Origin of the sequence: Pseudonocardia zijingensis (genome assembly GCF_042657305.1) — a bacterium.
Taxonomy (GTDB): domain Bacteria; phylum Actinomycetota; class Actinomycetes; order Mycobacteriales; family Pseudonocardiaceae; genus Pseudonocardia; species Pseudonocardia zijingensis.
Genome location: NZ_JBHSKO010000002.1, coordinates 62595 through 79021 on the forward strand (window position 1 = coordinate 62595; position 16427 = coordinate 79021).

At 73.8% G+C, this 16427-nt stretch carries 15 protein-coding genes; 9 read left to right on the forward strand and 6 right to left on the reverse strand.

Translation table 11 applies throughout. The annotated features are described in order from the left end of the window. Nucleotides 1–19: 19 nt before the first annotated feature. The gene (locus tag ACFPL3_RS04500) at nucleotides 20–718 is read right to left on the reverse strand and encodes an SDR family NAD(P)-dependent oxidoreductase (protein ID WP_379588411.1); all 699 of its coding nucleotides are present in this window, start codon (nucleotides 716–718) and stop codon (nucleotides 20–22) included. Nucleotides 719–804: 86 nt separating this feature from the next. Then, complete coding sequence (locus ACFPL3_RS04505) at nucleotides 805–1701, reverse strand: helix-turn-helix domain-containing protein (protein WP_379588412.1); 897 nt, start codon at nucleotides 1699–1701, stop codon at nucleotides 805–807. 134 nt (nucleotides 1702–1835) lie between these two features. On the opposite strand from ACFPL3_RS04505, the gene ACFPL3_RS04510 reads away from it, so the two are divergent. Continuing rightward, nucleotides 1836–2867 carry an NADP-dependent oxidoreductase gene (locus ACFPL3_RS04510; RefSeq protein WP_343939040.1) on the forward strand — a complete coding sequence of 344 codons (1032 nt, stop codon included), beginning with the start codon at nucleotides 1836–1838 and terminating at the stop codon, nucleotides 2865–2867. Nucleotides 2868–2874: 7 nt separating this feature from the next. On the opposite strand, the gene ACFPL3_RS04515 is transcribed toward ACFPL3_RS04510, so the two are convergent. Together ACFPL3_RS04515 and ACFPL3_RS04520 are read right to left on the reverse strand one after the other, a co-directional pair. Beyond that, on the reverse strand, nucleotides 2875–3657 hold the full coding sequence (locus ACFPL3_RS04515) for an SDR family NAD(P)-dependent oxidoreductase (protein WP_343939038.1): 783 nt from the start codon (nucleotides 3655–3657) through the stop codon (nucleotides 2875–2877). Continuing rightward, nucleotides 3654–5117: an aldehyde dehydrogenase family protein gene (locus tag ACFPL3_RS04520; RefSeq protein ID WP_343939036.1), complete on the reverse strand. Its 1464-nt coding sequence runs from the start codon at nucleotides 5115–5117 to the stop codon at nucleotides 3654–3656. The genes ACFPL3_RS04515 and ACFPL3_RS04520 overlap by 4 nt, the downstream gene beginning before the upstream one ends. 290 nt (nucleotides 5118–5407) lie before the next feature. Between ACFPL3_RS04520 and ACFPL3_RS04525 the strand changes: the two genes are divergently transcribed. Genes ACFPL3_RS04525 through ACFPL3_RS04545 form a run of 5 tightly spaced genes read left to right on the forward strand, consistent with a single transcriptional unit; the run spans nucleotide 5408 to nucleotide 12339 of the window. Further along, the gene (locus tag ACFPL3_RS04525) at nucleotides 5408–6088 is read left to right on the forward strand and encodes a GntR family transcriptional regulator (RefSeq protein ID WP_343939034.1); all 681 of its coding nucleotides are present in this window, start codon (nucleotides 5408–5410) and stop codon (nucleotides 6086–6088) included. A gap of 7 nt (nucleotides 6089–6095) precedes the next feature. After that, entirely contained in the window at nucleotides 6096–8195 is a 2100-nt protein-coding gene (locus ACFPL3_RS04530; RefSeq protein ID WP_343939032.1) for a hydantoinase/oxoprolinase family protein, read from the forward strand. Nucleotides 8196–8207: 12 nt separating this feature from the next. Beyond that, entirely contained in the window at nucleotides 8208–10397 is a 2190-nt protein-coding gene (locus tag ACFPL3_RS04535; RefSeq protein WP_343939030.1) for a hydantoinase B/oxoprolinase family protein, read from the forward strand. Continuing rightward, nucleotides 10394–11530, forward strand: a complete 1137-nt coding sequence (locus ACFPL3_RS04540; protein ID WP_379588413.1) for a 3-isopropylmalate dehydrogenase — start codon at nucleotides 10394–10396, stop codon at nucleotides 11528–11530. Before ACFPL3_RS04535 ends, ACFPL3_RS04540 begins: the two co-directional genes overlap by 4 nt. A 38-nt stretch (nucleotides 11531–11568) precedes the next feature. After that, a complete protein-coding gene (locus ACFPL3_RS04545) occupies nucleotides 11569–12339 on the forward strand; it encodes a FadR/GntR family transcriptional regulator (protein ID WP_343947109.1) in 771 nt (256 codons plus the stop codon). 10 nt (nucleotides 12340–12349) lie between these two features. On the opposite strand, the gene ACFPL3_RS04550 is transcribed toward ACFPL3_RS04545, so the two are convergent. Together ACFPL3_RS04550 and ACFPL3_RS04555 are read right to left on the reverse strand one after the other, a co-directional pair. Beyond that, nucleotides 12350–13369, reverse strand: coding sequence for an endonuclease/exonuclease/phosphatase family protein (locus tag ACFPL3_RS04550; protein WP_343947108.1), 1020 nt, complete (start codon nucleotides 13367–13369; stop codon nucleotides 12350–12352). A gap of 46 nt (nucleotides 13370–13415) precedes the next feature. Beyond that, nucleotides 13416–14339 (reverse strand): DMT family transporter, encoded by a 924-nt coding sequence (locus tag ACFPL3_RS04555; RefSeq protein WP_343947107.1) that lies wholly within the window; start codon nucleotides 14337–14339, stop codon nucleotides 13416–13418. 73 nt (nucleotides 14340–14412) lie between these two features. On the opposite strand from ACFPL3_RS04555, the gene ACFPL3_RS04560 reads away from it, so the two are divergent. From ACFPL3_RS04560 to ACFPL3_RS04570, 3 genes are all read left to right on the forward strand, one after another. Beyond that, complete coding sequence (locus ACFPL3_RS04560) at nucleotides 14413–15315, forward strand: LysR family transcriptional regulator (protein WP_343947106.1); 903 nt, start codon at nucleotides 14413–14415, stop codon at nucleotides 15313–15315. Nucleotides 15316–15399: 84 nt separating this feature from the next. Next, complete coding sequence (locus ACFPL3_RS04565) at nucleotides 15400–15954, forward strand: TetR/AcrR family transcriptional regulator (RefSeq protein WP_343947105.1); 555 nt, start codon at nucleotides 15400–15402, stop codon at nucleotides 15952–15954. A 103-nt stretch (nucleotides 15955–16057) separates the two neighbouring features. Continuing rightward, the gene (locus ACFPL3_RS04570) at nucleotides 16058–16420 is read left to right on the forward strand and encodes a nuclear transport factor 2 family protein (protein ID WP_343947104.1); all 363 of its coding nucleotides are present in this window, start codon (nucleotides 16058–16060) and stop codon (nucleotides 16418–16420) included. The last annotated feature ends 7 nt before the right edge of the window (nucleotides 16421–16427 follow it).

Genomic DNA, 16427 nt, shown 5'->3' on the forward strand with positions numbered 1-16427 from the left:
TTGCGGGGCCGGGCCCGGCTCAGCGCATCGTCGTGCCGCCGTCCACAACGAGGACCTGTCCCGTCAACGCCTCCGCGCCGTCCGAGGCGAGGAACGCGACGGCGTTGGCGGTGTCCTCGGGCACGAGCGGGCGCTTCAGCGCCTGCGTGGCGACGACCGCCTCGATCTGGCCCGGGTCGTTGACGCTGCGCGCGATGGGGGTGTCGGTGAGCCCCGGGGCCACCGCCGTGACCGCGATCCCGGCGGGTCCCAGGTCGACGGCCAGCGTGCGCATGACGCCGATCATGGCGCCCTTGCTGGCGACGTAGGGCAGGAACGTGGCGCCGGGCGGCGACCAGAGCGTGTTGGACGCGACGAACACGATGCGCCCGAACCCGCGCTCGGCCATCCCGGGCGTGAACGCCTGCGCCAGCCACAGCGGCGCTTCGCCGTTGACGGCCTGCACGGTGCGCCACCGCTGCGCGTCGAGTTCGCCGAGCGACATCGGGTCGATCATGCCTGCGCAGTGGACCAGGACGTCGACGCGGCCGTACCGCTCCAGGACCTCGGCCGCGGCATGCGTGGTCGCGGTCGCCGAGGTCAGGTCGGCGCGGACGTCCCCGCCGCTCCGGCCGAGGACCACCGTCCGGTGGCCTGCCGCGTCGAGGGCGGTGACGATGGCGTGCCCGATCGCGCCCGTGCCGCCGGTGACGACGGCCACTCGCTGCTCGCGGGACATGGGGGTACCTGCCTTCTCCAGGGACGGGTCCGCCGCCACCACGTCGCGAGGGGCGTGGTGCCGGGGAGGTGGGTGGTGCCCGGGCGCTACCCGCGCCGTGGGGCCTGCGGGCGGCCGGGCCGCGCGACGCCGCCGACGCCGCGCTGGCCGCCGCGGTCGGCCGGCGGGAGCGCCGACGACCCGAGGAGCGCCAGCTTCTCGGCGTCCGGGGTGCCGGCCTCGGCGTGGTAGATGACGAGGGCTAGCCCGTCGGTCCCGCTGATCGCGAGCCGCTCCCGGTGCAGCCGCATCTCCCCCACCTGCGGGTGGTCGAACGGCACCGAACCACCGCGCTGGGTGCTCACGTCGTGGCGGTTCCACAGGGTGCGGAAACGGGGGCTCACGAGGGAGAGCTCGCCGATGAGCTCGATGAAGCGCTGGTCGTCGGTGTCGGTGCCCACAGCCTGGCGGAGGCTGGTGGTGTAGCACTGCGTGGTGCCGTCCCAGTCGAGGTGGAGCGCGCGCTCGGCCGGGTCGAGGAACAGGTCGAGCAGTTGGTTGCCCCCGATCGACAGCCGCGGCGACAGGGCGGTGGCCATGGCGTTGGCCGCCAGGATGTCGAAGTACCGCCCCTCCACGAACGCGGGGTGCGGCAGCGTCGGCAGGAGCGCGGCGGTGCCCGCCGGCACCGTCTCGCGGCGTGGCCTGCGCCGCGTGCGCCGGGGCTTGTCCGCCACGAGGCCCAGCAGGTGGGCCATGTGCTCGTCGTCGAGCCGCAGGACGCGCGCGATCGACTCGAGCACCTGCAGGGACGGGTTTCGGTCGCGCCCCCGCTCGAGGCGCAGGTAGTACTCGACGCTGATCCCGGCGAGCAGGGCGACCTCCTCGCGCCGCAGGCCGGGCACCCGGCGCCTGCCCGCGTCGGCGAGGCCCGCCTGCTCGGGCGTGACGAGCTCGCGGCGGGCGCGGAGGAATTCGCCGAGGTGGTTCGGCCTGCCGGTCATACGAGCACGGTAAGCCGCTGCCTCGCGGCCGTGGGGGGTCCTGTCACTACCCGGTCTCACGGGGACGCTGCCTCCGCGGCGGCATCCGGCGTTCCCTGGTGGGGCACCACTCGTGCCACCACCGGAGGAAGTTCGTGAACGCACAGGTCAACCGGCAGATCATCCTGGCGGCGCGCCCGCACGGGACCCCGAAGGAGAGCGACTTCGAGATCGTGGAACGCCCGGTCCCGGTGCCCGGCGACGGGGAGGTGCTCGTGCGGAACATCCTGTTCTCGCTCGACCCCTTCAACAGAATCCTGATGGGCAACGCCAACAGCGACCAGCCCCCCATCGGGATCGGGGACACGATGTTCGGCTTCACGATCGCCGTGGTCGAGCAGAGCAACAATCCCGCGTTCGCCGTGGGTGACCACGTCTCCGGCGTGTACGGCACCACCGGCTGGCAGGACTACGCCGTGTGCGACGGCGCGGACCTGCGTCCGGTCGACCCGGACGCGGCACCGTTGGAGGCCTACCTCGGCATGCTCGGGATCACGGGGCTCACGGCGTGGGTCGGCCTCACCAAGATCCTCGACCCGAAGCCGGGCGGGACGCTCGTCGTCACCGCCGCGGCCGGTGCCGTCGGCTCGGCCGCGGCGCAGATCGGGAAGCTGCGCGGGCACCGGGTGGTGGGGATCGCCGGCGGCCCCGCGAAGTCCCGCCACCTGCTCGAGGAGCTCGGCCTCGACGCCGCCGTCGACTACAAGGCACCCGACTTCGCCGATCAGCTGGCCGCCGCCGTGCCCGACGGGATCGACACGGTCTACGAGAACGTCGGGGTCGCCCTGCTCCCCGCGCTGGTGCCGCACCTGAACGAGAAGGCGCAGATCGCCGTGGGCGGTGTGATGTCGCAGATCACGCAGACCGGCGGCTTCGAGGGGCCGGACAACCTCCCGGACCTGCTGCGGGCGGTCATGTACAAGAACCTGACCGTGCGCGGCTTCAACGTCACCGAGTTCTACGACTGCTACCCCGAGTTCCACGCGGACCTCGGCCCGGCAGTCGCGGACCAGAAGCTGCACTTCAGCACGCACGTCGTCGACGGAGGGCTCGAACGCATCCCGGTCGTGTTCCCGGAGATGTTCACCGGCCGCGTCGCCGGGAAGATGATCGCGAAGGCCGGCTGACGCGCGCTCAGGTCGGCGGGGTGAACCGGCCGTCGACGGCCGTCCAGCCGCCGTCGACCATGAGCGTCGACCCGGTGACGTAGCTCGCGGCCTCGGACGCGAGGAACACCACGGCCCCGGCCAGCTCGGACGGCTTCGCCCACCGGCCGAGCGCACCCTTGGTGGCGTAGGCGCGGTACCAGTCCGGGTCGGCCGAGATCTGCGCGGTGAGCGGGGTCTCCACGACGCCCGGCGCGATCGCGTTGACCCGCACCCCGGCCGGGCCGAACTCGGCGGCGGCGGTCTTGACCAGCTGGATCGCCCCCGCCTTGGTGGCGGCGTAGACCGACTGGCCGGGCTCGACGACCTGGCCGCGCACGGAGGAGAACACGATGATGCTCCCGGCGCCGCGCTCCACCATGCCGCGCCCGAACGCCTGCAGCACCGTGAAGGTGGCCGCGAGGTTGAGCGAGACGACGCGGTCGAACTCCTCGTGCGCGTAGTCGAGGATCGGTTTGCGGACGTTCGTGGCGGCGGTGAGCACGAGCACGTCGACGGGTCCGACCTCGCCCGCCGCCCGCTGCACCGCCGCGCGGTCGGTGACGTCGAGCGCCAGGGCCTCGCCGCCCGCGCTCGCGGCGGTCTCCTCGGCGGTGGCGGCGTCCTTGTCGGCGCACACCAGCCGGGCGCCGTGCGCGGCCAGTGCGAGCGCGGCCTCCCGGCCGATCCCGCCCGCGCCGACGAGCAGGGCGCGCTTGCCGTCCAGCCGGAACAGGTCGCCGTAGGGGTTGTCGGTCATCGTCTCGCTCATTCCGGCCGGATCACGGCCATGCGGGTGACGGTCAGTTCCTCGATCGCGAAGCGGGGCCCCTCACGTCCGGTGCCGGAGTCCTTGACCCCGCCGTAGGGCATGATGTCCGACCGGAAACCGGGCACGTCGTTGATCACGACACCGCCCACCTCGAGCTCCTCGATCGCGGCGAACGCCGTGGCGAGCGAGCGGGTGAACACGGCGGCGTGCAGGCCGTAGCGGGAGCGGTTGACCGTGTCCAGCGCAGCGGCCATGTCCGGCACCGGGTTGATCGCGACGACCGGGGCGAAGACCTCCTCGCACCATGCCTGCGCCGTCTCCGGGACGTCGAGCAGGATCGTGGGCTCGAGCGTGCGGTCGACCACGCGGCCGCCGTGCAGCACCTTGGCGCCCGCCTGCTCGGCCTCGGCGATCCACGCGAGCACCCGGTCGGTGGCCGCCTGGTCGATCAGGGGCGCCACGCGGGTGGCGGGATCGCGGGGATCCCCCACGGTCAGCTCACCGATCCGGGCGGTGAGCCGGGCGACGAACTCGTCGAGCACCGGCTCGCAGACGATCACCCGCTGCACGGCGATGCAGGCCTGGCCGTTGAAGTAGAACCCGCCGCGCAGCACCGCGTCGGCGGCCTTGTCCAGGTCGGCGTCGGCACCGACGACGAGCGCGGTGTTCGAGCCCAGCTCGAGGAGGGTCTTGCGCGGTGCCGCGTCGCGGGCGATGCGATGACCGACCGCTGCCGAGCCGGTGAACGACACCGCCCCGATCCGCGGGTCGGTCACGAGCGTGCGGCCGACCTCCGCGTCGCCGGTGACGACCTGCACGATCTCCGCCGGGGCGCCGTGCGCGACAGCGGCCCGGCGCACGACGTCGGCCAGCCACAGCGTGGCGAGCGGGGTGGCCGGGGCCGGCTTGCAGATCACCGGGCAGCCCGCCGCGATCGCCGGCGCGATCTTGTGGGAGGCCAGCAGCAGCGGCGCGTTGAAACCGGCCACCCCCACGACCACGCCGATGGGCTTGCGCACCCAGAAGCCGACCATGCCGGAGCCGGCGGGCTGCAGGTCGAGGGGCACGGTCTCGCCGTGCAGGCGCGCCACCTCCTCGGCGGCCGCCGACCACGTGAAGAGGGTGCGCGAGACCTCCACGGCGCAGTCGCCGCGGGTCTTGCCCGTCTCGGCGACGAGCAGGTCCACGAGCTGGTCGGCGTGCGCCGAGAGCTCCCGCTCGACGTCGAGCAGCAGCGCGCGCCGCGCGGCCGAGCCGAGCTTCCCGACGGGGCGCCGGGCGGCCACCGCCGCGTCCAGAGCCGCCGTCGCGTGTGCCACGGACCCGACCGGGCCCTGGGCCACCACCGACCCGTCGTAGGGGAACACGACCGGCGCGGTGGTGCCGGCGGGCACCCAGTCCGGGCCCACCGGCAGGCCGGGCGGGATGTCGGGCACCGGGTAGCTCGGCTTCGAGCCCATCTTCGGATCTCCTCTGCACCGCGGCGGTGCCCACGTGGTCGCCAGTGGGGTGTTCGCGGGGTTGTCGTCGCCTGCTGGTCGGACCAGCTCGACGTGGCCTGAGGATGCACCCTCCGCCGGGCGAGGGTCAATGCCGTCCGCCGATTCAGCCCGTTCACCTGGGATTTCCCGCGACAGCGCGTGCCAGTTGCACTGCGGGCCTTGACGTGCCGCCAGAGATGGACGAGCCTTCGCTGCGCTGGATCCAATCCCGGGCAGCCGCGGGACTCGACGGAGAGGACGGTGGAGGGATGCCGTCGTCGAAGCGGGTCCCGCTCGTCGACGAGATCACTTCGGTGATCCGCGAGCGCATCTACACCCAGCGGTACCCGGCAGGCTCCTGGCTGCGGCAGGAGCAGCTGTCCGCCGAGCTCGGGGTGAGCCGCACCCCGCTGCGCGAGGCGCTGCGGCTCCTGGAACAGGAAGGGCTGGTCCAGGTCACGGCCGGGCAGGGGGCGCGGGTCGTCACCGGCGACCTCGGCACGCTGCTGGACGCCTACGAGCTGCGGGCCGTCGTCGACGGCCTCGCCGCCCGGCTGGCCGCCGAGCGGGCCCAGCGGGAGCAGGTCCGCCACCTGCGGCGGGCGATCGACGACCAGCGTGCCGCGGTGGACCCCTGGGTCCCGCGCGGGTACACGCAGTCCAACGTGGACTTCCACGAGCAGATCGCCTACCTGTCCGGCAACGAGTTCGTGATCAACCAGGCGCCGCTCCTGCGCATGACGGCGCAGGTCTTCACCCCGGTCGCGCTCGTCCGCCCGGAGAGCGCGGTGCGGGCGATCCGCGAGCACACCGCCATCACCGACGCCATCGAGGCAGGCGACCCGGCCGCCGCCGAGCGGCTGGCCCGGGCCCACATCGAGGCGACCATCGCCCAGCTGAAGCAGAACCGGAGCGCGGCGCAGGCGTCGCAGCCCGTCACAGAGGAGTGACCGCCGGATGCCCACCTACTACGTCGCCTCCGACATCGGCGGCACGTTCACCGACACGGTCGTGATCGACGCGGGCGGCCGGGTCGGCCGCTACAAGTCCTCGACCGTGCCCGACGACCCGGCGCGCGGCGTGCTCGACACACTGGAGCTGGCGGCCGAGGAGCGCGGGGTGCCGCTCGACCGGCTGCTCGCCGACGTCGAGGTGTTCGCGCACGGCACCACCGTGGCCACCAACGCAATGCTCGAGGGCCGCCACAGCACCGTCGGGCTGATCCAGACCCGCGGCTTCGGCGACACGCTCGGCGTGATGCGCGGGTTCAAGAGCACCGGGCTGGGCGAGGACGAGGTCAAGCGGTTCCGCACCTTGGTCAAGCAGCCGCCCGCGGTGCCCCGGCGGCTCGTCGCCGAGGTCACCGAGCGGATCGACTACGCGGGCCGCGTCGTGTGCCCGCTCGACGAGGCGGACGTCCGGCGGGCCGTCGCCGAGCTGCGCGCCGCGGGTGCGGAGGTCTTCGCGGTGTCGCTGCTGTGGTCGTTCGCGAACGACGCCCACGAGCGGCGGATCGCCGAGATCGTCGAGGAGGAGGTGCCGGGCGCGACGGTCACCCTGTCCAGCGAGTTCCTGCCCCGCATCGGGGAGTACGAGCGCACGCTGACCACGGCGGTGAACGCGAGCCTGCGCCCGATGCTGAAGACCTCGCTCGACTCCTTCGACCGCGCGCTCACCGAGGCGGGCCTGCGCTCCGGGCCGCTGCTCATGCAGTCGGGCGGCGGGCTGGCCACGTTCGCCGAGGTCGAGAGGCGGGCCGCCGCCACGGTCATGTCGGGCCCGGTCGGCGGCGTCGTCGCCTCCCGGTTCCTCGGTGCCCGCGGCGGCTACCGCAACGTCGTCACCACGGACATGGGAGGCACGAGCTTCGACGTCGGGCTGGTCCTCGACGGCCGCCCCGTCATGTCCAACACCACCCTCATCGGCCGCGACGAGCTGGCCCTGCCCTCGGTGGCGGTGCGCGCGATCGGCGCGGGAGCCGGCTCTATCGCGTCGGTGCGCGGCGGGGTGCTGCAGGTCGGGCCCCGGTCGGCGGGCGCCCGGCCCGGCCCGGCCTGCTACGGCCGGGGCGGCACGCTGCCCACGGTGGCCGACGCCGACCTCGTCCTCGGTTACCTCAACCCGCAGAACTTCCTCGGCGGAAGGCTCGTGCTCGACGTCGAGAAGGCGCGCGCGGCGATCGACGAGCACGTCGCGCGGCCCACCGGCCTCACCGTCGAGCAGGCGGCGGAGGGGATCAAGACGATCGTCGACGCCCGGATGGCCGACCTGGTCCGCCAGGTCACCGTCGAGCAGGGCTACGACCCGGGAGACTTCGCCCTCTTCGCCTACGGCGGAGCCGGGCCCCTGCACGCCTTCTCCTACGGCGCCGAGCTGGGCTGCCCGGAGATCGTCGTGCCGATCACCGCGTCCGTGCACTCGGCGTTCGGCATCGGCTGCTCCGACCTGACCATGGTCGAGGAGCTGTCCAAGCCGATGCAGACCCCACCCGGCACCACCGACCACGCCGCCGCATTGCCGCCCGACGAGCTCAACGCCACCTTCGACGCGCTGGCCGACCGCGCCCGCGCCCACCTGGTGGCGGCCGGGGCAGCCGCCGACGGCATCCGCGTGGCGCGGTCGGTCGAGATCCGCTTCCGGGCCCAGATCCACGTGCTCACCGTGCCGTTCGAGACCGACCGGATCACCGCCGCCGACGTCGACGGCATGGTGGAGCGGTTCGTGGAGATCTACGAGGGCCGCTTCGGGAAGGGTGCGGCGTTCCTCGAGGGCGGTGTGGAGATCACGACCTTCCGGGTGGTGGTCACGAGCCCCGTCCCGAAGGCCGACGTCGACACCGGCGCGCTCGGCTCCGGCGGCGGAGAGCCCGGCGTGCGGCGGGTGTTCTGCGGCGGCGGGTGGCGCGACGCCACGGTGTACCGGCCCGAGCAGCTCCACGACGGGATGCGCATCGAGGGCCTGGCGATCGTGGAGCTGCGCGACACCACGGTCGTGATCGGGCCGGAGCAGGACGCCGAGGTCGACGGGTCCGGCGACATCGTCATCCGGAACCGCTGAGGGAGGACGGACATGACTACTGCGGTGGACCCGGTCACCTTCGAGGTCATCCGGCACAAGCTCTGGTCGATCAACTCCGAGGGCGCGACGACCGTGGAGCACGTCTCCGGCTCGCCGGTCGTGCACGCCACGGACTACAACTTCGGCATCTACACCGCCGCCGGTGAGATGGCGATCATCGGCACCTACCTGCTCACGCCGATCTACACCGGTGCGATGGCGATCGAGGTGTTCCTCGACCGCTTCGACGACATCGAGCCCGGCGACGTCTTCATCATCAACGACCCCTACCTCGCGGCCATGCACCAGAACGACGTGCAGTTCTGCAAGCCGGTGTTCCGCGACGGCGAGATCGTGGCCTGGCTGGGGTGCATGGCCCACCAGGTCGACCTCGGCGGCATGGATCCGGGCAGCTGGTGCACCACCGCCACCGACGTGTTCCAGGAGGGCATCCGGATCCCGCCGGGCCGGATCGTGCGCCGCGACGTGCTCAACCAGGAGCTGTGGGACACGATCGTCCTCAACTCGCGGATGCACCACACCGTGGCCAACGACTTCCGCGCGTTCCTCGCCGGGCTGCGGGTGGCCGAGGAGCGCTTCCACGAGCTGTGCGACCGCTACGGCGCCGGGCCGGTCCGCGCCACGATGGAGCGCACGCTCGACAACTCCGAGGCCGAGCTGCGCGCCATGCTGCGGGAGCTGCCCGACGGCGTCTACGAGCACACCTCCTACCTCGACCGGCCCGACGGGTCCGGCGCCGAGGGCGACGCCGGGATCGAGCTGCTGCAGGTGCCCTGCCGGATGGAGAAGACCGGCGACCGGATCGTCTTCGACTTCTCCGCCTCCAGCCCGCAGTCCCCCGCCTACGGCATGACCACGCGCGGCGGCCTGCTCGGCGCCGTCGCCACGCTCATGCTGTGCACGTTCGGCTCCGACATCCCGTGGAACCACGGGCTGATGCGGCCGGTCGAGGTGGTGGCGCCGGACGGGCTGTGCGTCACCGCCGTCGAGCCGATGCCGGTCTCCGGCGGTGCGGCGGGCGCGAACTGGACCGCCACCTGCTCCGCGGCAGGCGCGATCGCGAAGATGCTGTCGTTCAGCGAGCGGTACGCCGACCACGCCTTCGGCCCGTCGGACGGCTCGTGGCAGCTCAACCAGTTCGGCGGCATCGACCAGCACGGCGAGCCGTTCGCGTCGATGTACATGGACTCGCTGCTGTGGGGTGGGCCCGCGTTCTCCTTCCGCGACGGCGTCGACACGGGTGGGTCGATGGTGATCCTCGGCGGCGGGGCCACCGACGTCGAGCAGCAGGAGATGCGCCACCCGCTGCTGTACCTCTGGCGCCGGCAGGTTCCCGACTCCGGCGGCGCGGGCACCTTCCGCGGCGGCAACGGCATCCAGTTCGCGCTCACCCCGATCGACACCGCCGAGGTCACCGGGGTGCTCGGCACGCACGGCGTCGCCCTGCCCAACCGCACCGGGCTGTTCGGCGGGCTGCCGGGCTCGTGCGCGGCGTTCGAGCGCGTCACCGGCTCCGGCGTGCTCGACCGGCTGCGGGAGGGCCGTCCCGTCGCCGCGCTCTCCGAGCTGGACGGCGACCACCAGGTCCTGCCCGGCGTGGCGCCCGCGGCCCGGATCGCGCACGGCGACGTCTTCGAGTGCACCGTGCAGAACGGTGGCGGCTACGGCGACCCGCTGCTGCGCGACCCGGCACGCGTGGCGGCCGACGTCGAGGCCGGCGCGGTGAGCACCGATGCCGCGGCGCGGCTGTACGGCGTGGCGCTGCGGGAAGGCGTCGGCGGGGTCGGCGGGATCGGCGTGGACGAGGACGGAACGCAGGCCCTGCGCGCGGGGATCCGGGAGGCGCGCCGCGCCCGGATGACCGCCCCCGCGGGCACCCCGGCCGCGCCCGCAGGCGGCGAACCGGCCGGCACCTGGGGTCCGTCGCTCACCACCCGCACCGGCCCACAGGGACTCATCGCCTCCTGCCGGCACTGCGGCGAGACCCTCGGCCCGCTCGAGGCGGGCTGGGAGCCACTCGCCGGGCGCGTCGTGCTCGGCCCGGACGACCTGGGCCGCCGGGTCCACGTCCACGACGACCTCGTCGCCGTCGCCTACGTCTGCCCGCACTGCGTCACCTCGCTCTGGGTCGACACCGAGCCGGCCACGGGCAGGACCTGGAAGGACTTCTCCCTCACGTGAGCCACACCCGCACCCACCGCGTCGCCGTGATCGGCGGCGACGGCATCGGACCCGACGTCACCGCCGCCGCCCTGCAGGGGGTGCACGCGGCCGCCGATCGCTTCGGGTTCCGGGTGGACACCACCGACGTCGAGCTCGGCGCGCAGTCCTACCTGGACACCGGCGTCGCGCTCGACGAGGAGTCCACCGCCCGGCTGCGCGAGCACGACGCCGTGCTGCTCGGCGCGGTCGGCGATCCGCGGGTGCCGCCCGGGGTGCTGGAGCGGGGACTGATCGTGGCCCTGCGCGTGGCGTTCCGGCAGTCGGTGAACATCCGCCCGGTCCGCCTCTACCCGGGCGTCACCAGCCCGGTCGCCGGGGTCACGGCGGGCAACTGCGACCTGGTGATCATCCGGGAGAACACCGAGGGCCTCTACACCGGCGGCGGCTCCACCGCGCACGCCGGCACGACCCACGCCGTGGCGCTGCAGCACTCCGTCACCACGGTGGCCGCCACCACCGAGGTGGTCGAGTTCGCGTTCCGGCTAGCCTCGGCCCGCCGCAAGCGGCTGACGCTGTGCCACAAGAAGAACATCCTGGTCCACGCCGGGCAGCTCTGGCAGGACGTCGTCGACGAGGTCGGCGCCCGCCACCCCGACGTCGAGCACGACTACGTCCACGCCGACGCCATGTGCCAGCACCTGCCGCTCGACCCCGGCCGGTTCGACGTGGTGGTCACCGACAACCTCTTCGGCGACATCATCAGCGACCTCGGCGCCACCGTGCAGGGCGGGCTCGGGCTCGCCGCGAGCGCCAACCACAACCCCGCGGGCAGCGCCCCGAGCATGTTCGAACCCGTGCACGGCTCCGCACCGGACATCGCGGGCCGGGGCTGGGCCAACCCGGCGGCCGCCGCGCTCTCGGGCGCCCTGTGCCTGGCCGCGCTGGGCGAGCGCGACGCGGCGCTGGCGCTCGAGGCCGCCACCGCCGCCGTGCTCGCCGAGCTGCCCGCGCTCGCCGGGCCCGGGATGGGCGCCGACACCGCCGGGATCGGCAGGCGGATCGCGCAGCGGGTGGCCGACGCCGACCCCGCGGCGATCGGCGACCCCGCGACGTCGCTGATGAGCGCGCTCGCCGGGCTCACGGGCCGGTAGGCTCGGGCGACGGCCAGGGCTTTCTGGGAAGGTGCACGGTGACGACCGACGCTGCCGCCTCCGGCGAGCGGGTCTACCAGCGGGTGGTCGACCACGTCCGCAACGCCATCGCCGCGGGTGAGCTCAAGCCCGGCGACCGGCTGCCCAGCGAACGCGAGCTGGTGGAGCAGTTCTCCATCGGGCGGGCCTCGGTGCGCGAGGCGCTGCGCGTGCTGGAGAACATGGAACTGGTCCGGTCCCGCCCCCGCGACCCGCGCGGCCCGCTGGTCCTGCCCGTCACCACCGCTCCGGTCCGCCGCTCGGTGGAGATGCTGACCTCGGCCAAGGTGCTGGGCCTCGCCGAGCTCGTGCAGTTCCGCATGATCGTCGAGGCCTCGGCCAACCTCCTCGCCGCCAACCGGCGCACCGACGCCCAGCTGCTCGGCCTCGAACGCAACATGGCGCGCATGCGGGAGTGCATGCGCCGCGGCTACGCCGAGTTCAGCCAGGCCGACATGGAGTTCCACGAGCTCATCGCGCAGGCCGGGGGCAACCAGCTCGTGCACGTCTACGGCGACGTCACCCGGGAAGCGGTCCTCACCCTCATCCAGCGCACCATCCTCGACGCCGACGACCGCACCGCCCTCATGCTGCAGTCGATCCGCCACCACCGGGCGGTCTTCGACGCCATCGCCGACCGCGACGGCCTGCTGGCCTCCCGGCTGGCCCGCGAGAGCCTCTACGCGTACTACGCCGACCACGTCGACGAGGCCGACCGCGCGATCATGGCCGACCTGGTGCGGGAGTGCCGCGGCCGGCTGCCGGCCTGAGCGGCGCGGCTCAGCCGGGGAGGCGCAGCCGCACCAGCACCGCGCGGTGGTCGCTGCCCGCGACCTCGCGCACCGCGACGTCCTCCGCGGCGATCGGGTCGGTCGCGAAGACGTGGTCGAGCTGCGGCCCGAACCAGGCGGGCAGCCAGGTCGGCCAGGTGGCGAGCAGGCCCTGCCCACGCTGGGCGGCCGCGTCCGAGCAACCCGTGGTGGCCTCGCGCAGCACCGAGTGGTCCAGGGTCGCGTTGAAGTCGCCCGCGACGATCGCAGGGCCGCCGCTGCAGTACCGCGCCACCTTGGCCACGTCCGAGCTCCACTCCGCGACGTCGCCGAGGCGGGGCGCGACCGCGTGGAACGCCACGAACCGGGTGGGGCCGAGCGCTGCGGCCGAGACCTCGACGATCGGGAACTGCGTCGACCGGTCGACGCTGCTCGTCACCTCGCCCAGGTGCCCGGCGACGAGCGCGGTGACCCCGAAGACGTCGGTGACACCGTCCATGTCGGTGCCGGTCGCGGTGACCATGCGGTAGCCCAGCGGCTCGACCAGCGGGGCGAGGCGGTCCCGGTACGTCTCGCTCACCTCGATGAGCGCCGCCACGTCGGGCCGCTCGGTGCGGATCAGCGCCGCCAGCGCGTCGAGGTCCGCCGCCCCGTCCAGCGCGTTGAAGGTCAGCACGGTCAGCGGCCGCCCGGTGGCCGGCAGCGGCCCGGCCTGGGTGCGCGGCACCGTCATGGCCACCCCGGTGACGAGCACGGCCAGCAGCGCGGCCACGGCGGGCACGAGCTGCCGGAACCGCCACGCGAACCCGGCCGTGACCAGCACCAGCAGGGCCACCCCCACGAGCACGTACGGCCGCAGCGACACCACCTGCGCGAACGGCGTCACCCGGTCGATGCGCAGGAGGTCCGGGAGCGCCAGGAGCCCGACGCCGACGCAGCCGGCCGCCACCACGCGGCGTGCGATCCGGGAACGGGAGGACGGGGGCGCGCCGGCCGGGGACCGGCGGCCGACGTCGGGGAGCGGGCTCACCTCACGAGTCTTGCGCAGGCTCCCTGTGGGCCGGCCAAGAGGAAGATCATTCGCGGCGGCCCCGCCCGAGCCGGGGACCGGCGGCCAGGAGCCAGATGGTGAGCAGGACGAGGGCGCACCCGGTGAACTGCGGCGCCGTGGGCACCTGCCCGAGGACCACGGCGGCGAGGACGACCGCCCCGACCGGCTGCAGCAGCAGGAGCGTCGACGCCCACGAGGGTTCGATGCGCGGCAGCCCGCGCGCCACCAGCACCCAGCTGAGCGCCTGGCTGAACACGGCGAGCAACGCCAGCCACAGCCACGTGATCGCCGGGAGGTCGACGGGGATCCCGCCGGCCGCCACCCCCGCGCCGCCTGCGGTGGCGGCGGCCGCGGCGGTGCTGAGGAACACCGGCGTCACGAGGTGCGCCGGTGAGCGCTCCCCGGAGCGGCGGTTGAGGAACAGGTACCCCGTGTAGGCCACCGCCGCGAGCACGCAGAGCACGGTGCCCCGCACGGGGTCGGCACCCACGCCACCGCCGGCGCCGCCCAGCACGCCGCCCGCGAGGGCGACCCCGGCCGTCAGCACCGGGAGGGCGAACAGGAAGCGCCTGCTGATGCGGGTGCGGCTCACCAGCCCCACCAGCACGGGGAACAGGACGATCTGCAGGTTCACCACGACGGTGGCGATACCGGCGCCGATGTCGCCGATGCTGACGTTCCACATGAGGAAGTCGACCCCGAGGAACACACCCGCGACCAGCGCCGCGCCCGTCAGCCCCGCGGGGAGCCGGCCGTGACGGCGGACCTCGGCCACGGCGAGGGGGCTCAGCACGAGGGCCGCGAGGAAGCACCGGTAGAACGCCGCCGTGGCCGAGTCGACCTCGGCGAGCGAGATCAGCACCGAGGAGGCGGACATCGACGCGGCCCCGAGCACGACCGCGACGTACGCCGAGGTGGGTGCGTCGGTGCGGTGCTGCGCGAGGCTCACCGATCCACGGTGACACCACTGACACTTCAGCACCAGTTGCTTTTTCTGCGCGGCAATCAGTAGCTTTTCTTCGGTGTTCGGGTGGGACCGCCTCCGCGTGCTGGCCGCCGTGGCCGACCACGGCTCGATCACCGCCGCCGCGGCGGCGCTCCACGTCACCAGCCCGGCCGTCAGCCAGCAGATCAGGAAGCTCGAGCGGGAGGCCGGCTGCGCGCTCGTCGTGCGCGAGGGGCGCGGGATCCGCCTCACCCCGGCGGGGCACATCGCCGCGCAGGCGGCCCGCGACGTGGACCGCACGATCACCACTGCCGAGGCCGAGGTCGCCACCCTGCGCGGGGAGGCCGTCGGACCACTCCGCATCGGGGCGCTCAACAGCAGCGTCGGCCCGCTGGTGGCGCCCGCCCTGCGACTGCTCGCCCGGCGGCACCCCCGCCTGGTGCCCCGTGCGTGGACCGGGGAGGCGGTCGACCTCATCCCGAAGCTGGAGACGCGCGACCTCGACGTCGTCCTCGTCGAGAGCTGGTCGACGATGCCCGCGCGGCTCCCCCCGAAGGTCACGGTGCGGCCGCTGGTCACCCACGAGGTGGTGCTCGCGGTGCAGCCCGGCCACCCCCTCGCGGGCCCCGACCCGGTGCCGCTGCACCGCATCGAGGGCGAGGCCTGGACGGCCTGCCGCCCCGGCACCGACAACCACGAGGCCCAGATCCAGACGATGCGCCGGCACGGCGTCGAACCCACCGTCCGGTACGTGGTGGACGACTTCCTCACCCAGATGACGCTGGTGGCCGCGGGTCTCGCCGTCACGCTCGTGCCCCGCGACCCCGTCGAGTCCTTCCCCGGCGTCGCTCTCGTGCCCGTCGCCCCGGCCCTGACCCGCACGATCGGGGTGGCCACCCGGCAGGGCGAGCTGCCCCCGGCCCCCGCCGCGATGGTCGACGCACTGTTGGAGGTCGTCTCCGGCGAGCCGCGCCCGTGACGATCACGGGTACAACGGATACGCAGCACCTCGGATAGGGTCCGCCGTCACGGTGGGGCAAGGCAGGAGGACCACGTGCCGCGAGTGAGCGAGCAACACCTGGCGGCCCGCCGCCGGCAGATCCTCGACGCGGCCGTCGCGTTGTTCTCCGAGCGCGGTTTCGCCCGCACCAGCATGAACGACGTCGTGCGGGAGTCGGGCCTGTCGATGGGCGCCGTGTACCGCTACTTCCCCAGCAAGGTCGACCTGGTGATCGCGGCGGGCGAGGGCCACGGCGGCGAGGTGGACGGGGAGTTCCCCGCCGAGCGCGCGCGGGACCTGCTCGCGCGGCTGGCTCAGGAACGCGGCCCCGAGGGCGACCACGCCCGGTTCTCGGTGCAGGTGTGGGGCGAGGCCGCGGTCGAGCCCGAGCTCGCCGCCAAGGTCGTGCCCGTGCACCAGCGGCTCGAGGAACACCTGGCGCAGCTCCTGCGCGCCGAGGCCGGGCCGGACGAGCAGCGCGACCACGACGCGGTCGCCCAGGTCGCGCTCGCCGCGGTGATCGGGCTGGCCGCGCTGGTGGCGGCCGGCGTGCCGGTGGACGAAGAGCGGTTCGTCGCCGCGCTCACCGACCTCGTCGAGACACCGCTCCGAAGCTGACACCCCCGTGGGACGGGGCTCGCAGCGACCCGCCTTCAAATAGAGCGAGCGCTCGCTTTATTGTCTCGATCGACCACGGTACCGCTCCTCACGAAGGACGACGATGACCACGACCGACCCGATCGAGCGCCTCCGGGACGCGATCAACTCGCACGACCCGCAGCGCATCGCCGACTGCTTCACCCCCGACTACCGGGCCGAGCTACCGCACCGCCCCGCCGAGTCGTTCACCGGCTCGGACCGCGTGCACGCCAACTGGGTCGCGGTCCTCGCCCGCCTCCCCGACATCCGGGCGGAGGTGCTGCGCCGCGCCGCGGCGGGCGACGAGCTCTGGTCCGAGTGGGAGATGGTGGGCACCGCACCGGACGGCACCCAGGCGGTGATGCGCGGGCCCGTGATCATGGCGACCCGCGACGGGCGGATCGCCTGGACGCGCTTCTACCTGAGCCCGGTCCCGGGGCTGTGACGGCCCG